1 protein-coding gene is annotated in these 246 nt (G+C 67.5%); it reads left to right on the plus strand.

Features of this window, described 5'->3' with window-relative positions; all coding sequences use genetic code 11:
- On the plus strand, positions 1-246 hold a 246-nt coding region (locus NLU14_RS22680), incomplete at both ends, for a tyrosine-protein phosphatase (RefSeq protein WP_275710857.1).

Raw genomic sequence — 246 nt, forward strand, 5'->3', positions numbered from 1 at the left:
GCAGCCGAAGCCAGGGCGACGATGACCGCGACCTATCCGCAGCTGCTGAAGCAGTTCAACGGCCAGTATCGCCGCATGTTCGGCGAACTGCTCGCCGGGCGGGCGCCGCTGGCGTTCAACTGCACCGCGGGCAAGGACCGCACCGGCGTGGCCGCCGCGCTGGTCCTCACCGCGCTCGACGTGCCGCGCGAGACGGTGATCCAGGACTATCTGCTGACCAACAGATATTTCGATCCGCGCAAGGTC

Source organism: Marinobacter iranensis, assembly GCF_029207565.1.
Taxonomy (GTDB): domain Bacteria; phylum Pseudomonadota; class Gammaproteobacteria; order Pseudomonadales; family Oleiphilaceae; genus Marinobacter; species Marinobacter iranensis.